8 protein-coding genes are annotated in these 15,857 nt (G+C 53.8%); 5 read left to right on the forward strand and 3 right to left on the reverse strand.

Features of this window, described 5'->3' with window-relative positions:
- Positions 1–153: 153 nt before the first annotated feature.
- From H7F31_RS07915 to H7F31_RS07925, 3 genes are all read left to right on the forward strand, one after another.
- Positions 154–1,827 (forward strand): stalk domain-containing protein, encoded by a 1,674-nt coding sequence (locus H7F31_RS07915; RefSeq protein ID WP_187103691.1) that lies wholly within the window; start codon positions 154–156, stop codon positions 1,825–1,827.
- A gap of 3 nt (positions 1,828–1,830) precedes the next feature.
- The gene (locus H7F31_RS07920) at positions 1,831–6,633 is read left to right on the forward strand and encodes a FecR domain-containing protein (RefSeq protein ID WP_187103692.1); all 4,803 of its coding nucleotides are present in this window, start codon (positions 1,831–1,833) and stop codon (positions 6,631–6,633) included.
- A gap of 716 nt (positions 6,634–7,349) precedes the next feature.
- Positions 7,350–8,561: an IS4 family transposase gene (locus H7F31_RS07925; protein ID WP_187101017.1), complete on the forward strand. Its 1,212-nt coding sequence runs from the start codon at positions 7,350–7,352 to the stop codon at positions 8,559–8,561.
- Positions 8,562–8,944: 383 nt separating this feature from the next.
- Here H7F31_RS07925 and H7F31_RS07930 read toward each other — a convergent pair whose 3' ends face one another.
- Genes H7F31_RS07930 through H7F31_RS07940 form a run of 3 tightly spaced genes read right to left on the reverse strand, consistent with a single transcriptional unit; the run spans position 8,945 to position 12,204 of the window.
- On the reverse strand, positions 8,945–9,319 hold the full coding sequence (locus H7F31_RS07930) for a response regulator (protein ID WP_187103693.1): 375 nt from the start codon (positions 9,317–9,319) through the stop codon (positions 8,945–8,947).
- Positions 9,312–11,147 carry a hybrid sensor histidine kinase/response regulator gene (locus H7F31_RS07935; RefSeq protein WP_187103694.1) on the reverse strand — a complete coding sequence of 612 codons (1,836 nt, stop codon included), beginning with the start codon at positions 11,145–11,147 and terminating at the stop codon, positions 9,312–9,314. Before H7F31_RS07935 ends, H7F31_RS07930 begins: the two co-directional genes overlap by 8 nt.
- A gap of 4 nt (positions 11,148–11,151) precedes the next feature.
- Positions 11,152–12,204 (reverse strand): HD domain-containing phosphohydrolase, encoded by a 1,053-nt coding sequence (locus H7F31_RS07940; RefSeq protein ID WP_187103695.1) that lies wholly within the window; start codon positions 12,202–12,204, stop codon positions 11,152–11,154.
- 268 nt (positions 12,205–12,472) lie between these two features.
- Here H7F31_RS07940 and H7F31_RS07945 point away from each other — a divergent pair, with 268 nt between their 5' ends.
- Together H7F31_RS07945 and H7F31_RS07950 are read left to right on the forward strand one after the other, a co-directional pair.
- Complete coding sequence (locus H7F31_RS07945) at positions 12,473–14,062, forward strand: sensor histidine kinase (RefSeq protein WP_187103696.1); 1,590 nt, start codon at positions 12,473–12,475, stop codon at positions 14,060–14,062.
- A gap of 99 nt (positions 14,063–14,161) precedes the next feature.
- Complete coding sequence (locus tag H7F31_RS07950) at positions 14,162–15,775, forward strand: glycosyl hydrolase family 18 protein (protein ID WP_187103697.1); 1,614 nt, start codon at positions 14,162–14,164, stop codon at positions 15,773–15,775.
- Positions 15,776–15,857: the final 82 nt, after the last annotated feature.

The raw sequence follows: 15,857 nt of genomic DNA on the forward strand, positions 1-15,857 counted from the left end.
GATTAGCGCGTTGGTGGTATAATTCGGGAATGCTTAAAGATATTTTTCGAAAATAACGTCGAAATTTGTTGTACAATTAGATAGATGTCATCATGTTTATTTATCGATAGATTTCAATAAGGATAGTAGATAAGAGTCTGGAGGTTGTGAGAAATGCATATAAGAGATAGGGCAGAGAACATTAGCCGTATGTCACGAAAGTGGGGAACGGCGTTGCTTGGGGTCTCGCTGGCCTGGGGGCTGACGATGGCTCCTGCCGCTGCGTCTGCGGCGGGACAGCAGCCGTTCGGCATCAAGGACGGAGTGCGGGGCGAGGAAGGGCAGCTATTGCTTCAGGTCGGCACGATGGCAGCCTCGGGAGAACCGGGTGACGGCGATGCGGCGGCGGATATCGCTTCTTTGCGCGCCCCGCAAGGCTTGGCCGTGCTGCCGGACGGGACGGTATACATAGCCGACACGGACAACCATCAGATAAGGAAGCTGGCGGGCGGCAAGATCAGCACCGCAGCCGGGCTGAAATTTCTGACGAACGAGCTGTATCGGCCAATCGGCGGATATAACGATGGGCTCCCCGGAGAATCGGCTCTTAACGAGCCGGTCGGGCTGGCGGCGAATGCCTCTGGCAATCTGTATATTGCCGATGCCGGCAATCATGCGATCCGCAAGCTTTCGCCCGGAGGCCGTCTGACTACGCTGGCGGGCAACGGCGTGATCGGCGATGCGGACGGCCGCGGCAAGGACGCGGGGTTCCACTACCCGCAGGCTGTGGCCGTTGACGATCGCGGCAACGTATACGTCGCGGATTCGCTTAATCATCTCATTCGCCGCATCGCGCCGGACGGCAACGTAACGACGTTAAACGAGTCGCCGACAGCGGGACGCGAGATTATTCCGGGGCTTTTGGTTGAGAGCGGCGGCTATCGCGACGGCAAGCTGGCGCAGGCACTGTTTAACGAGCCTTCCGGCTTGGCGCTGGATGCCAAGGGCAATCTGTATGTCAGCGATACCGGCAATCAATTGATCCGTTATATCGATTTCTCGAGCAACACAGTGTCCACGGTGGCCGGAGGCAAACCGGGCGGCACGCCGGATTTCGAAGCGGGAAGTATCTATGCGACCGCAGGGTATGCGGACGGAGCGGCGGCCAATGCGCGCTTTAGCTTTCCGCGAGGTCTTGCGGTTACGCCGGAGGGCGGGCTGCTCATCGCCGATTCGTTGAATCACGCGATACGTTATTTATATGATGGCAAAGTATCCACGATCGCTGGAGCGGGCGACTCGGAGCGCGGCTGGCTGGACGGCATCGAGAGCAGCCATGCTTTGCAGGCGCCTTCCGCGGTGGCGCTTGCTCCGAGCGGCGAGCTGCTGGCGGCGGACAGCTACAATAACCGCATTCGTTCCATATCGCTTCTCCGTCTGCCGGAGCGGCAGGAGGGCGATACGTCGGTACGGATCGTGACCGGCGCGGCAGCTGAGGAGCTTAAGACGCCTTCCAAACTGTTGGCTGGCAGAACATTCGCCCCGGTGCGGGCGGTCACCGAATCGCTTGGCTACGAGGTCGACTATAAGCCGGATACCCGCGAGGTTCTGCTGCGGAAGGCGCAGCTGGAGATCACGCTCAAGCTGGACAGCAAGGAAGCCGCGGTTCGCAGGAATGGCGGAGAAGCGGAGACGGTCAAGCTGGATGCCGCTCCGTTCGTCCAGAACGGCGTCTCTTATATTCCGGTCCGCTATATTAGCGAATTGATAGAATTGGATGTGCAATGGCATGCCGCGTCGCGTACGGTCATCATTCGCAGTCCGATAACAGATGGAGAGGAGCTGTAGGTTATGCGTTTAAGCGAACGATCAGTCCATGCCGGCGTAAGGAATTCCTTTGGAAGGGGCGTCTCCTTTGTTGCGGTCGTCCTGTTCCTTACCTTGCTGGCGAGCGTGGCGCTGGCCCCGATAGGCGAGCGCGCCGCGGCGGCTTCTGTTCGCATTGCGAGCATCGTGTCCGTATCGGGCACCGTCGAGGTCAAGAAAGCAGGGGGCAAAAAATATTTTAAGGCGTATAAGGATATGCCGCTTAATGCCGGAGACCATCTGAAAACGGGCGATAAATCGAGCGTGACGATCAGGGTGCAGGATCGTTCGGACGAAGCGACGTTAGGCGGCGGCTCTTCGCTGTACATATCCGAGCTGCGCGATGCGAGCGGCAAGAAAAAATCCAATTTTACGCTGTGGACGGGCAGCATGTGGGTGAAGGCAAGCACGCTTGTCTCTACCGAGGATGAATTCGAGGTCGAGACGCCGACAGCGGTCATGGGCGTGCGCGGCACGAACCTGTTTGTAACGGTCGATCCGCTAACCGGAGAATCGATGTTCATGATCGCCTCGGGGGTCGGACAGGTATTCTCGAAAAACAACGGCAAGAAGGACGATATGCCGTCTACCATCTATCCGAGCCAGATGTTGAATACGTATTTCGACGAGAAGAAGCAGTCCGAGAAGGATGAGGTTGTATTCGTCAATCTGGAGCAGTTTGTGCAGGGTGCCGGACCCGGCGTCATTGAGGCGATTATCAAAAACAAGGCGGCGATCGACAAGGAGAATGAAGAGCTTCTGGAGCGATTGCGCCAAGGACTTGGCCCCAACTCCAGCCTTGATCCAGAGAAAGCGGACGGCTTAAATGTTAATTCGATAGAGGATCTGGAACGCTTCCGCCAAAATCTCGAACATTTTGTGGCGAACGCGGTTAAAGAAGCGATCAAGCAGAATAAGGTCGATGCGGACACCATTCGGAAGCTGGTGGAGGAAGCCAATCGCAGCCTCGCCAAAAAAATTGATCTCGACAATGCAAAGGAGCCCGTGCTGACGGACAAGGAGAAAGAACAGCAGCGTCTGGCCGAGCAATTGAAGCAGCAGCGGGATCGGTTAAAGCAGCAGCAGGAACAGGCTTTGGCGGAGCAGCAAAAGAAGCAGCAGGAGCTGCTGGCCAAGCTGGCGGAGCAGGCGCGCCAAAAACAAGAGGCAAGTCAAAAGATACTGGAGGAGCAGAAGAGGAAAGCGGAGGAAGAGTACCTCAAGAAGCTGGAGGAAGAAAAGCTCAAGGCTTTCCTGGAGGCGAAGAAAAAGCTGGAGGAAGCGGCTGGCGTACCTACGCCAACGCCGTCGTCGACCAATGCCGGAACTCCGAGCACGCCAGCGCCGACTCCGACGCCTCCGGCGATTAATCAGCCAGGTGTGATAGAGGGCTCGCTGGAGCAAACGGTAAGCGGCAGCGCGAACGCGACTTACGGTCCTTCCGAAGAAACAGTGACGGTGACTGGCAATCTGACGATTGTTGGTGACGACACGGCGACCGGCGTTTATACGCTACGCAATATGAGTGTTAGGGGCAACTTGTCCGTCACGGTTCCGAACGGCAGCGTCGTGCTGCTGGATTCGGTCTCTGTAGAGGGTACAACGACGATTGTGGATGTGGCGGCGAACACATTCGACAGCTCCGCGTCTCATGAGGGCGTTATCGAGGTGCAGGACAGTAATAATGGCGCTCGGGTCATTCTGCAAGGGAATGCCGGCAGCGGTACGGTTCGCATTACGGGCTCCGGAATGATCGTGCTCGAAGGCCGCTACGACGGAGTAGTGATGATTGAGGGGAACGCTGCGTCGATTGTCCTGAAAGGACAATTTACAGGCACGGTGCAAGTCAATGTGCCGAATGTGACGATGACGGTAGATTCCACCGCCCTCTTTACCGGAACGTTGGCCATTAACGCAAACGAATTTTCGCTTAACGATATATCAAACAAAGTCGGCCATATCGTGCCGGGTTCCGGCATTGAGGTAGATCAGGACATTCTGGACAAAGCGAAGCTCAGCCGTCTGAACCAGGCAGCGAATGCCGAGGCTGTCCTTGCTTTCCTGCAAGAAGAGGAATATGCGGGCGCGTATCTGTGGCATGCCGAGCAATTGCTCGCAAAGCGCAAGAATCAGCAGGGCGGCGCCGGTTTCGCTACATGGGAGCTGGCGTGGGGAGCGATTGCCGAAGTGCTGGAGCTGAAAGAACCGGGCCCGGCACTGGAGACGGAAGGCGAGCTTTCTGCCGATATGCCGATCCTTGCTTTCACTTTTGACGGAGAAAACCTGGACTATCAGGAATGGGCCGAGCGAGTATACGAGGTTCGTATTTACCATGAATCATCGACAGAAGGCGATCCGCTGCGCACGGTTGCAGTGAATTCAGAAGGAGAACAAGACTTCGGTCTGGCGACGCTCAACGCAGGTCGTCTCGAGCTGGTTGGTTCCATCTTCGAGGCGGCAGGCGCGGGCAGCTACACGCTAAGGTTGTTAGCGGGCGAACGATTCGACGATGTCATCCATTCATTCGAGCTGCTGCCTACGGATTGGCTTAGCGGCGATATTGACCTGACCGACAGGGATCAGATCACACAAACGATAGTCGGCACGGAAGACCGCGAGTTTGGTCCTTCATCCGAATCCGAATTGCTGCTGGAGGTACCGGGCAATCTGAATCTTGCCGGAGACGGCAGCGGAACCTATAGGTTACGTAATCTGTCCATTGCGGGGGACCTGGTTATTGATTTGCCAGCTGGCAGCGTCGTGCTAGAGGATTCGGTCACGGTAACGGGAAACACGTATATTGACGGCATTTCGGGAAATTTTGCGACAGGCGGCGGCTTTCAGCCCTTGGTTGCGGTGACGGAGCCGGGCGAAGATTCGCCGGGAGCGGCGGGTACAGGCTTTGCCAGCTCCGCGCAACATGACGGCATGATTGAATTGCGAGAGTCCGATGGGGCTGCTATTCGTCTGGAAGAGGCGGCGAGCGCCGGCAGCTTGCAGATATCCGGCGGCGGCGAAGTGCTGTTGAGCGGCGTGTACCAAGAAGATGTAATTGTTACGGCGAACGCTACGGCTGCATCGCTGCATATTGCCCCTGATGCCAAAGTGATGGCACGGGTTCAGATTAACGCCCCGGGAGTTGAACTGGATCTGCAGGGCATATTGCTAGACATCGGATTTGGCCAGCAGGTGGGGGCAACCGATTCGGTCTTTGTGGCGCAACAGCTAATTGAAGACCGCAAACAAGCAATATTAGACGCAGCCGACAGCCTTAACCCCGATGAGGGCATCGAGCTTTCCGGATTCAAGCAGGCGCTCGAAGCGGCGGGATTCGAACTGGATCGAATGACGTATATGTATTTGCTGTTCGACCGACTGAAAGGTCAAGAGGGCACTCTGTACTCCCTGCTGAACATCAGAGACTGGCTGAGGGACTGGAGTGAGTTGCCGAACAACATTTCATCCGGCTTCGAGGAAGAGGCGCATCTCGCGATTGAGGATATGCCTTATGGGCAGCCATTGCGATTTGTATATAGCGGTTTTATACCTACACCAGTACAAGGCAATGAAGGAGAGGGAGAGTGGCCGGAAGGTCCCGAGTCGTTCGATTGGCCGGATTGGTTCGAACAGGCCAGCGGCATTACGATCAGTCAGACCATCGGAGATGAAGTCATCGAGCGTTATTATCCGATCAATTCCTTATTGTCATGCATTGCAATGCCGTATGGGTGTGAGGATATGTCCTATTGGGACATGACCGCCTTCCATCCGGGAGAAGCTAGCGTAACCGTCCATGGGGGCTTCCAGTATGGGGAAGATTGGGAGAGCGGGGCCGTTGGATTATACGAAGACGTAGCTGATCTGCCCTTTACGATTCAACAGCCTGTCCAGGCGGAGTGGAACGATAATGGGTATGTAACGCAATTCGTGTACGGCAATGAGAACAAAATGTTAGGTCCAACCGATCCTGAGCAGCCGGCAACGGTAGAATCCTTGACGATTCGGGGAAGCGGCAGCGGAACATATACTTTACAAAATATCGTCATAACCGGAGAGCTGAGAGTCGATATTCCCAATGGCTCGCTTGTGTTGGGCGACGGTGTGAGCTTTTACGGCGGGCAACAAGAAATAACTCCACTGATCACCATTCTGGACGTGGGTTACGCCGCTGACGGAGGACTGATCATGAACGGTTTGGCAGGCCCTGTCGATATTGAAGTTAATGATTCGAATGAAGCGAGACTGGAGCTGTGGCCGTCAACGACAGCGGAAGTGTCATATGTAACCGTGAACGGACCCGGTGTCTTGAAATTGGCTGGAACCTACAGGTCTGTTGCTTTGTACAATGACGCTCAATGGAACGGCAACGAGGAGATGCCGCCTTCTTATCGGGATATTCACCTTTCCGAGGGGGCTGTCATTGAAAATATGAGCTTATACAGCAATGCAGGCCGTATTCGTTTGTTTGACAACGGCGGAAAAATATTGAGGCTGTACGCAGAAGGTGAACCGCAGGGCGGATACGACTCCTCCATCACGGCTTACGAGGCCATGCTGAATGCGAAGCTGGCGGAATTAAATGAATTTTTGGCTTCGAGCGATTATAAAGAGGTAAAGCCTGGATTCGAATCCACATTGGCATTTATAGGCATCCCGCCGGCAGTAATACTTCAATCCGGAGAGGGGATGTGGGGTTATCTGCGCACTTCGAATCAGAGCCAACCCTACAGCAGCCTGACGCAAGCACTGAACACCCTGAAGTATTATCAAATTGACACAAACGTGTAATTCGTAGCGTATAAATGCGCTTCGCTGTCATAGTACGCGAACTCCACAGCAAATAAAACCGCCAGGGCGATTCGTCCGGCGGTTTTATTTACCACAATAGAATTTATAAGTTCCCGAGCTTGTCGGAAATCTGAGTGTAGCGCGAGTTCAGTCGTTGTCGCTACGGCGTGCGTACGTGTGCGATAGCGAGGGACGGAACTCAGAGCCCTTATTTCATCGTATGGAGGGGGAAAGGCGGGGCTTACGGAACTCAGAGACCTTATTGGTTGATGATAAAGGGGATGGAGCGCGATTGGGTTGGAATAAGAATGCTCAGTTCCGTAAGGGTACTCGAAACCGTTGATTTGGCGAAAATAACGTCGCTCAGTTCCGCACACCTGTTTAGTTTGGTCAATAAGCCCGCTTTGTTCACGTTTGCCGCCATAGGGCTTTGCCTTGCAAAGCTTAAGGTCGCTCATCTCCAAGAGGCCCACCGTATATCGCATCGGAAAATAGAGGGAAAATCTCCCTGTATTCTGGGGAAATCGGAATATCGGCTCCGCTTAGAAGGAAAACCTCCACTAGCGTTGCATCAAAGCTTACACTGCAAATAAATTTTCTAAAAGTAACTAATTTTGTAATTTTGTGTTCCTTTTTCATGGACAAAGCATGAAAAAAACTCCATTGTAATGAGGTAGGATACCGATCCATACACCCAATACAAAGGAGTAGCCGTAATGAGTGTATCGGATAAACAGGTCGTTCGTCAATGCCTTTCTCTTTTACCTTTGCAAGATTTTGTTGCCCCTTTTCTGGATTACCGGAAACAGTTCAAAACGGTTCAGCTGCTCAAACTTTTTATCACCGGGCAATTGCTGAACTGGGACTCCCTTCGTACCATAGAAAGCGCTATTCGCTCGGATGAAGGGTTTCAGGCTGAGTTTCAAGTGAAAAGCATCAGCAAGTCTCAGCTTTCACGTCGCATGAATAGCCTGCCCGTCGAGATTACACAAGCTTTGTTTGCTGCCGTGGTGCATGCCCTTCGAAAGCCGATCAAACCTTCTTTAAAGGGAAAGAAGCCCGTGTTGGCTATCGTCGATTCCACAAGCCTTCGCATGCCGCCTGTCTTAGGCGATTGGGCGTATGTGACGGAGAAACAAAACAGTGTAAAGGTTCATACTCGCTTGGTGTTTATCGATGAGCATACCGCGTATCCTGACCATATCGTGCCCTCCACGGGCAACATAAGCGACTTTTCAGGGTCGGATGATCTTGTTGTGGTCGATCCCAACGTGCTTTATGTCATGGATCGCGGTTACGTTTGTTATGTCAGGATGGAGAAATGGGTGACGAACAAAATCGATTTCGTCATTCGGCTTGCGAATCATCACTACGCCGAGGTTCAAAGCGAAAGACCGTCCACGGGTGAACGCTCTACCATCGTTCGCGATGCCGTGGTTATCCTCGGTAACCAGCCTAAAACTAAAATGAGAACACCACTACGCCTCATTGAGTTCTACGATGATCAAGGCCGGTTTTATCGGATCGCAACAACCAGACATGACCTACCTGCAGAAGAACTGATGGACGTCTATCGCAATCGCTGGCTAATTGAACTGTTCTTTAAATGGCTGAAGCAGCATCTGAAGTTCGCCAAACTCTACAGCTATCAACCGGATGCGGTGTGGAATCATATTTATCTAGCATTGGTCGGATACGGATTATCGTATCTGGTTAAACGTGAGCTCCATACGACGCATTCAACATGGGATATTCTCCGACTCATTCGCTTGTATGCGACGAAGAGGTGGTCGGCCTTTCTGACAGAAGTACACAGAATCCCAAAAGCCTGTAAGGTAACCAAACGAAAGACGGGTCCACCTAAGCTGCGAGAAGCCACGGAAACGCCTGGTGTGCGAGTACAACAGCCAAAGAAAAGAAATAGGTAATTTTTTTTGGAAAGGTAGCCTACGCTTAGGTGGAGCTGTCTTTTAATTGCAGGTAACATAAAACTTTGTGAAAATCAGCACGTTGTAGTGTTACAACGTGAGTGTGGAAGCATTAATGCAACGCTAGTGGAAATCCTCCCTTTAATCGGGATGGTTCGACCCGAAAACAGTGATTCGGCCAGAATTAGAGGTAGGATTTCCCTCTAAAAAGCAAGCAAGGGCGGAGATGAGGGAATCAGAGGGAGTTTTTCCTCTTATTCGAGAGACCGAACAGACAGGGGGACGCCGCTGCTTCTTTCTGGCGCTAGCACAAATAAAACCGCCAGGACGATCCTGACGGTTTTTCTAAATTGCGGTGCATGGGCCCTGAAGCCCCCGAACGTCTAAGCCAGCGAAGAAGAAAGCAGCGCCTCGATCTTGCCAAGCAGCCTCGTCCACTCCACCGGCTTGGTATCAAAGTCGTCGCAGCCCGCCTCGAAGGCTCGAGTACGGTCGCTCGTCATGGCATGGGCCGTAAGCGCAATGACGGGGATGTTCCTTGTGCCGGGATCTGCCTTGAGCGCGCGAATGGCATCCCAGCCGTCCATGACCGGCAGGCTGAGGTCCATCAGGATGAGGTCCGGCTGGATCGCCGAAGCAAGCTCGACACCTTGCCGGCCGTCAACAGCCATGTCCACGGTAAAACCTTTGCGGATGAGCCGGCGCGACAGCATATCCCGGTTCATCTCGTTGTCCTCCACAAGGAGAATTCTAGCCATCCTCCACAACCCCCTTTACAGACCCGCCGGATAGCTCAATGAGTCTTCGAATTTCGGTCAACAGCGCTTCGCGCTCCAATTGACTCTTGCTGAGTATGTTTTTGGCATAGCCGCTTAGACGCTCGCGATCCTCATCTGTAATCGACTTGGCCGTAACGACCACGACCGGGATGTCCCGCCATGCGTCGTGCTGCCGCAGCACCGTCAAAAATTCGAACCCGTCCATTTCGGGCATCATGAGATCAAGCAGAATGAGATGCGGCGCATCCTGCTCCAGCAGGCTAAGCGCATGATGGCCGTTATCGGCCTGGATCACGTTATAGCCTTCCTTGCTTAACATCTTTGTCATCATGTCGGAGGTGATCGCGTCGTCTTCTATGACCAGCACGGAATGGGACTGTCGTTCCTGCACATACTTTTCGATAATACCGATGAGCCGATCCCTCTGTACGGGCTTCGTTACGTATTCCGCGGCACCCATGGCGTAAGCGAGTCGCTGCTCGTCCATCATTGAAATCATGACGACAGGAATATGCGCCAGTTCGGGATCGTTTTTGAGCATGGTGAGCACGTTCCAGCCATCAACGCCAGGCATAAGCACATCCAGCGAAATGACATCAGGCTTCAGCTGTTTAGCCAGACGCAAGCCTTCCCGGCCGGATTGAGCAAGCGTAACGGTCCATTCCTCCTGACCGAGATAACGCTGCATTAATCCGAGCATTGCGGGATCGTCGTCGATGACGAGGACGGTGCCGACTCCATTGGCAGCGATGAGATTCGTTAAGTCGGAGCCCTCATCGCTAGTCTCACTGGCATATCCAGCCGGAACCTCCGGTTGGGGTATCGTCAGCATGGAAATATCCGACGCCAAAGACACGCCGGGCATTGACTCGCCATTACTTTGCAGAGGCAGCCAGACCTTAAACGTCGAACCCTCTCCGAGCTCGCTTTCGACGGAGATTTTGCCCCCCAGCATGGTGCACAAGTTTTGGCTGATGGCAAGTCCCAGCCCCGTTCCGCCGAATTTGCGGGTCGTGGAAGCATCGGCCTGCTTAAACGCAAGGAATACGCTTTCCGCTTGCTCCGGAGTCATGCCAATCCCGTTGTCTTGCACGCGGAAGGCTATACCAGGCACGTCAAGCTCCTGCTCGCTGGCGAGGGATAAAGTAACCGTGCCGTCCGATGTAAATTTGGCAGCGTTGCTGAGCAGGTTGAGCAAAATTTGCTTAAGCTTGGTCGCGTCCGAGCGGATCGAATCCGGACAATCGTCCAGCCCCTCCAGCAGCAAATGGTTGCGGTTGGCCGCCATCAGAGGATCCACGGTCGCAACCAGTTCGGCGATGAGGGAATGAAGGTCGACGGTTTCGAGATAAAGCTCTACTTTGCCGGCCTCAATCTTGGATAGGTCCAATATGCTATTAATCAGCGTGAGCAAATGCTGCCCCGCTTTATGTATTTTGTGCAGGTCGTCCGAGAAGGCGGCTTCTCCCATTTCTTCGGCTTCTTCCCCCAGCATCTCGCTGTAGCCGATGATGGCGTTAAGCGGCGTGCGAAGCTCGTGGCTCATATTGGCGAGGAACTGGCTTTTGATCTTGTTCGCTTCGACGGCTGCATCGCGCGCTTGGGACAACTCCATCGTCCGCTCTTGAACGAGCACTTCCAGCTGTTCGTTCAATTGATGAAGCTCCTGGTTGAGATCATGGATCGCGTGCGACTTCTCCTCCGAGATCCGCTCGGCTTCCAGCCGGGCTTGCCGCTCGAGCTCCAGCTCTCTGCGGAGTACATCTATCTCATTCCTATTATCGCTAACCCCGTTCCGTTCTTTCATCCACCTAATCCCTCCTGGCAATATTAAACGGCGCTTCGCTTCCGATGATGTCAAGGAATACTTCAACCACGCGTGGATCAAAATGCTGCCCGGACTGCGCTATAATTTCCGAGATGGCTTCCTCTCTTGTCCATGCCCGTTTGTACGGTCGCTCGTGCGTGAGGGCGTCGTAGAAGTCGGCGATTGCCACGATTCGCCCGTAGAGCGGAATGTCCTCGCCGCTTAATCCGTTTGGATAGCCGCTTCCGTTCCACTTTTCATGGTGCGTCAATGCGATCGTGCCGGCTGCCTGAAGAACGGGGAAGACGCTCCCTTGCAGGATGCTGGATCCAATATCGGCATGCTCCTTCATCCTGGCGAACTCCTCGGAAGTGAAGCGGCCGGGCTTAAGCAGAATATCATCCGGAATGCCGATCTTGCCAATGTCATGGAGCGGCGCGGCTCTGCCGATCAGTGCAGCCTCCTCGGGAGTAAGTCCCAGCCCCAGGGCGATACGAGCGGACAAGTCTCCGACCCGTTTCGTATGCTGGCCCGTCTCATCGTCGCGGTACTCCGCCGTGCGGCCAAGCACGTCGAGAATTTCCGCCTGAGCGAGCTCGAGCTCTCGTGTTCGCTCACGTACGCGTTGCTCCAAATCTTGGTTTCTTTCTTGCAGCTTCAGATGATAGAATCGTGTGGCCAGGAAGTTCTGAATGCGCAGCACAACTTCCGTCCGATCAAACGGCTTGGCGATGAAGTCGTTCGCGCCCTCATGCAACGCCCGTTTCTTGGCCTCGGGCGTCACGTCGGCTGTCAGTACCAGAATAGGCAAATATTCGCCTTCGTTCCAGTTACGCAGACATCGAATAGCGGTAAAGCCGTCCATCTCCGGCATATGAAGATCGAGCAGCACGATGTCAGGGCGGTGCTCCCGATACAAGACCTCCAGTTGCAGCGGATTGGTAGTTGTCACGAGATTTGTATATCCCGCACGAGTCAGAATGCGGTGCAGCAGGCTGATATTGAATTCCTGATCGTCTACGATCAGGAATTTGGCATTTTGCTTCCACTCGTCCATGGTAGGCCTCATTTGCTTATGTAATAGGGGAATGGAGAGGATTCCCGTCTGTCCATCCTAATCTTGCCATTCTCTCACTATTATAAATGTAAATTCGATATTTTACGACCAGATTCTTGTGCTTTCGACATAGGTTAAAAGTCATGACACGCGATATAGAGGATGACCTGTGAAACTTTAGGAGGAAATAATTCGCTTTGTGTCGAATGAGAGTAAGGATTTATCTGCCAGGCTGCCAGGGATACTAGGAACGGAAAGAGGGAACTCGATGCAACACCATAACCACGGCACTTACGACATGCTGCTTGTGCTGTTCTCCTATATAGTAGCGATCGCGGCCTCCTATACCGTGCTGGATCTGGTCAATCGGATCAGTACGACGTTCGGACCGCGAAGATGGCTTTGGCTGTCGTTCGGCGCGTGCGCGATGGGTAGCGGGATCTGGTCCATGCACTTCGTCGGCATGCTGGCGTTCTCGCTGCCGGTTCCCATCGCCTACCATATGCCTACCGTTGTGTTGTCGGTGATCGTCGCAATTGCGGCATCGTTTGTTGCCTTGCATATCGTGGGACGTACACAGCCCGGGATTAAGCGTATCGTGTCGGGCGGCGTGCTGCTGGCGGCGGGCATCGTCGCCATGCATTATATCGGCATGGAAGCCATGATGATTGAAATTGTATACGAGCCGTTGTACGTCGGATTGTCGGTGTTGATCGCGCTGATAGCGGCGATTACGGCGCTGTGGCTTTCGTTTTATTTTCGGAGGGAAGGGACGCAGAGTCGCGAGTATTGGTTCAAAAAAGTCGGCAGCGGCATGATCATGGGAGCGGCGGTCGCCGGCATGCATTATGTGGGCATGATCGCTGCGTCGTTCCCGCTGGACGGGATGAGCGGGCGAGAGAGCTCGGGCCTTATTCTCGACCAGAAGTGGCTTGCGTATTTCATTGCGGGCGGCACGTTGTTTACGTTGGGGCTTTCATTAATCGGGATCTTTATCTCCAACAAGTTCTCCTACAAGGATTCGGAGATCGAAGACAAGTCCGCGGAGATCCTCAAGATGAATGAGGAACTGCGCGAGCTTAATGACCATTTGGAGAGCCTGGTCAAGGAGCGGACGATGGAGCTGTCGCATGCACGGGACGAAGCGATCCAAGCCAATCAGATCAAAAGCCAGTTTCTGGCCAACATGAGTCATGAGCTGCGGACGCCGTTAAACGCTATTATTGGTTATAGCGAGATGCTGAAGGAAGAAGCAGATGAGATGGGAGCGAAAACGTTCATTGACGATCTCGACAAGATTCGAAAGGCAGGCACTCATCTGCTGATGTTGATTAATGATATTCTCGATATTTCCAAGATTGAAGCGGGCAAGGTCGAGATGTATTACGAGAAGGTAGAGATCGGGAATCTGATGCAGGAAGTGGCGGCGACGATCCGGCCGCTTATCGAGAACAACGGCAATGTGCTTGAGACGGTCACCGCGAGCGGCGAATTCGAGACGGACATTACGAAGCTGCGCCAAATTTTGCTTAATCTGCTCAGCAACGCAGGCAAGTTCACGCTTAAGGGCAACGTAAGATTCGAGGCTTGTTCGGAAACGTCAGGCGGACAGGCGGGATTTGCCTTTATCATCGCCGATTCCGGGATCGGCATGAGCGAGGAGCAGCAGAAGAAGCTGTTTCAGCCATTTACGCAAGCCGACGCCTCGACGACCCGCAAGTTCGGCGGCACGGGTCTCGGTCTCGCCATCAGCCATCGCTATCTTGCCATGATGGGCGGACACGTTACGGTGACCAGCGAGCCGGGCAAGGGAAGCACGTTTAAGTGTTGGGTGCCGGCAAGTACACAGAAATCATAGGGGGTGCGAAACCATGTATAAGAGCAACTATCCGCCTCCAATCAGCGTCTAACCTCTTGGCGGCTTCTCTATGAAGCTGCCGGAGAGGAGATACTGGGAATGAAATTGAGATTAACGCTGTTGTTAACGATGATAGCGATGATGTTATTCGCGAGCCCCGCAATGGCCTACAATGTCCAACTGAAGCCGTTTCAAGACGAAGAGAACGACTACGCGTTGGATCCGATCTATACGTTGGCTGCGCTGGGCATCATTAACGGTTACGAGGATTTGACATACAGGCCAAGAATGGATTTGTCGCGGGAGGCATTTGTGAAGCTGCTCGTTGTAGCCGAGCAAGTCGAAAGCGGACAGCCAATCGGGAGTATACCCGCGGACGTGGCCAAGGACCGCTGGTCCGCGTCTTATATTGCCGCCGCATTCGATAGAGCCTGGCTTGAAAGCTTGCTAGATTCGGAGGGACGATTTCTTCCGTCCCAAACTATTACGAGACAAGAGGTCGCGATGCTGATCGGCGTATCGCAGTTGGAGAAGCTTTCTGTCGAGCAAAGAGAAGCATGGCTGGCAACGGAGTGGCTGAAGGAGCGGGATTCCCGCGCATTCGGTGACGCCGCTTCTATTAATGTCGCTATGCAGCCCTATGTCTATTACGCGTCGCGTCTGGGAATTATGGAAGGCGACTCTACCGGTTTTAAGCCGAAGGAGCCGCTCATTCGCAAGCAGGCCGCGGCGGTCATTTATCGCTTGCTGGACAGCCGGATCGCAGGGCGGAAAATCGATTTTACGGGCTATTATGCGATAGAATCTTATCCGGCCATCGGACAAATGGACAAGCTGTCGAACGTCATTTTGGGCTGGTCCAGCTTGCAGTATGACGGGGCTGGCGCAGCCAAGCTGAACACCGGTTCGGGGGATTATAAAGTGCCGAACGGCTTCGGGGAAGTAGTGGAGGCGGCTGATAAAGCGGGAGCGTCGAAGGAATTGATGGTGTTCTACGCAGGCTCGGATCTCAAGGACTTCCTTAGGGACAAACCGGCGAGAGAAGCGTTTATCGATTCCTTGTTAGCGACCTTAAGTAATCCGGCCTACACCTTCACCGGCGTTCAAATTGACTTCGAAGGGTTGAGGGAAGCGGGAAGCGCCACGGATTTTACGTCATTTTTGAAGGAATTGAAGGAGCAATTAGGCACGTTAACCTTGTCGGTCGCAGTTCCGCCGATTCATTATTATAGCGGTTACGATCTGGGGGCGATCGGCAAGCTGGCGGATACGGTGGTGCTGATGGCGTACGACTTCACACATGCTGAGAGCAAGCTGCCATCGGCGCCGCTTCCGCTGGTCAATGACACGGTCGTGACGGCGCTGAAGGCAATACCGAAGGAAAAGCTGGTGCTGGGCGTGTCCAAGCAGGCCAATCAGTGGATAACGGCGCCGAATGGCGTTACCGGACCCGTGTACAAGCCAAGGATTGCGGATGTCGAAAAACGGCTCGCCATGCCTGGCGTAAAGACGACTTGGTCTACGCCGCACCTGCTAAAGCAAGCGGAATTTACGGATGAGCGGGGCAGTCATTTGGTCTATTACGAGGATGCGCAAAGCATCTCCAAAAAGATATGGCTCGCCAAGTACTACGGGCTGAAGGGCGTATCGTTGTGGCATATGGGCAATTACACGGCGGCTGACTGGGCGCTGGTCGGCCAACATGCAAGCTAGATGATCACCGAAACAAAGGCATTAACGGCTTGCTCGTATAACGGGCAGGCTGTTTTTGCGTCCGCCGGCCCTGCTCGGAAGA

Source organism: Paenibacillus sp. PAMC21692 (assembly GCF_014303795.1).
Taxonomy (GTDB): domain Bacteria; phylum Bacillota; class Bacilli; order Paenibacillales; family Paenibacillaceae; genus Pristimantibacillus; species Pristimantibacillus agaridevorans.

Bases quoted from the DNA above. Each gene is read 5' to 3' on its own strand.
- H7F31_RS07915 (WP_187103691.1), top strand. From the start codon at position 154: ATGCATATAAGAGATAGGGCAGAGAACATTAGCCGTATGTCACGAAAG.
- H7F31_RS07920 (WP_187103692.1), top strand. From the start codon at position 1,831: ATGCGTTTAAGCGAACGATCAGTCCATGCCGGCGTAAGGAATTCCTTT.
- H7F31_RS07925 (WP_187101017.1), top strand. From the start codon at position 7,350: ATGAGTGTATCGGATAAACAGGTCGTTCGTCAATGCCTTTCTCTTTTA.
- H7F31_RS07930 (WP_187103693.1), bottom strand. From the start codon at position 9,319: ATGGCTAGAATTCTCCTTGTGGAGGACAACGAGATGAACCGGGATATG.
- H7F31_RS07935 (WP_187103694.1), bottom strand. From the start codon at position 11,147: ATGAAAGAACGGAACGGGGTTAGCGATAATAGGAATGAGATAGATGTA.
- H7F31_RS07940 (WP_187103695.1), bottom strand. From the start codon at position 12,204: ATGGACGAGTGGAAGCAAAATGCCAAATTCCTGATCGTAGACGATCAG.
- H7F31_RS07945 (WP_187103696.1), top strand. From the start codon at position 12,473: ATGCAACACCATAACCACGGCACTTACGACATGCTGCTTGTGCTGTTC.
- H7F31_RS07950 (WP_187103697.1), top strand. From the start codon at position 14,162: ATGAAATTGAGATTAACGCTGTTGTTAACGATGATAGCGATGATGTTA.